General features: G+C 47.9%; 2 protein-coding genes. Both read right to left on the bottom strand.

The window, feature by feature from the left end; genetic code table 11:
* Positions 1 to 223: 223 nt before the first annotated feature.
* Positions 224 to 625, bottom strand: coding sequence for an HIT family protein (locus ACKI3C_RS12590; protein WP_407405601.1), 402 nt, complete (start codon positions 623 to 625; stop codon positions 224 to 226).
* A 9-nt stretch (positions 626 to 634) separates the two neighbouring features.
* Positions 635 to 1,105 carry a transcription elongation factor GreA gene (gene greA / locus ACKI3C_RS12585; RefSeq protein ID WP_407405598.1) on the bottom strand — a complete coding sequence of 157 codons (471 nt, stop codon included), beginning with the start codon at positions 1,103 to 1,105 and terminating at the stop codon, positions 635 to 637.
* Positions 1,106 to 1,421: the final 316 nt, after the last annotated feature.

Genomic DNA, 1,421 nt, shown 5'->3' with positions numbered 1-1,421 from the left:
TAAAAAAACTATGAAAAACACACTGGGGACAGCCCGAGCGGCCGGGGCAAAGCCCCTTTGAGCGGAAAAAGCTACCGCCTGTTCTGGCTATTTTTCACAGCCTCTTGTCATTTGCGACTGCAAACATAGTAACTCTGTGGGGGAAGTCGCAAACGGAGCATAGAAAAGACCCGCTTGCTGTGGTGGCAGGCGGGTCTGTTATGACGTAGTGAGTGTTGTGCTCTTACAGTTTGTTGAAGGCTTCGTTGATGCTAGCCGCGATAGCAGCCATCTCCTCGGCGGGAAGTTGGAGCTTAGCCTTAGCGAAGTTCATGTCGCCCTCGGTGTTGATGGGAGCCAGGTGAATGTGACAGTGGGGCACTTCGAGCCCGAGCACTGCAACGGCGATGCGCTCGCAGGGCATCACTTGCTTCATGGCAGTGGCCACGCGGCGTGCAAATGCCCAGAGTCCTTGATATTCGTCCTGGTCAAGGTCGAAGATGTAGTTCACCTCGTGCTTGGGGATAACGAGAGTGTGACCCTTGGCAACGGGGTTGATATCGAGGAATGCGTAGTAGTTCTCGTCCTCGGCAACCTTGTAGCTGGGAATGTCGCCAGCAACTATTTTACTGAAGATAGATGCCATAGTCGTGTCTTAGATTGAGATTTTAACGATTTCGAACTGCATCACGCCAGCGGGAACTTGAACCTCCACAACGTCGCCCACCTTGTGTCCGAGCAGACCCTTGGCAATGGGGGTTGTGATGCTGATCTTTCCTTCGCGCAGGTTGGCCTCGCTCTCGGTAACGATGGTGTAGGTCATCTCGTTGCCAAGTTTCAGGTTCTTGATAGTCACCTTATTGAGGAGTTGAACTTCGTCGGTTCCGATTTTAGTCTCATCGATGATGCGTGCGTTAGCAACGAGGTTTTTAAGTTCGGCAATCTTTGCTTCGAGCATGCCTTGTCTTTCCTTTGCAGCATCATATTCAGCGTTCTCTGATAGGTCACCTTTGTCGCGAGCTTCGGCAATGGCACGCACCACGTCGGGGCGTTCCACATTTTCAAGATGTGCAAGCTCGGCCATCTTCTTGTCGTAACCTTCTTTGGTCATGTAGCTAATAGCCATGGTAGTGTTATTTAGGAGTTATTTAGTAAAAAATAGAAGAATCTCAAATCGTTAATTGAGACTCCCCGTGATATTTGTTCACATTTTGCGCTGCAAAGTTAGCAATTTTTTTCGACTTCCACAAATATTACTCAATAAAACCAGGGCAACCGCATCAAAACATTCCAAAACTTCCCGACTTCCCCCACGGAATATTGGATCAGGTTTTGGACCTAAAATGATGGGAAAAAGGGAAAAAAAAACATCTTGCAGGTATATAACTGCTAACACTTTTGTGTAACATGAGGATGTTGACAAAGAATAAATTTTTTGTTAA

Source organism: Sodaliphilus sp. (assembly GCF_045598405.1).
Lineage (GTDB): Bacteria > Bacteroidota > Bacteroidia > Bacteroidales > Muribaculaceae > Sodaliphilus > Sodaliphilus limicaballi.
Note: the sequence above shows the minus strand (reverse complement) of the source record. Positions and strands in the feature narration are given on the sequence as shown.

Bases quoted from the DNA above. Each gene is read 5' to 3' on its own strand.
- ACKI3C_RS12590 (WP_407405601.1), bottom strand. From the start codon at position 625: ATGGCATCTATCTTCAGTAAAATAGTTGCTGGCGACATTCCCAGCTAC.
- greA (WP_407405598.1), bottom strand. From the start codon at position 1,105: ATGGCTATTAGCTACATGACCAAAGAAGGTTACGACAAGAAGATGGCC.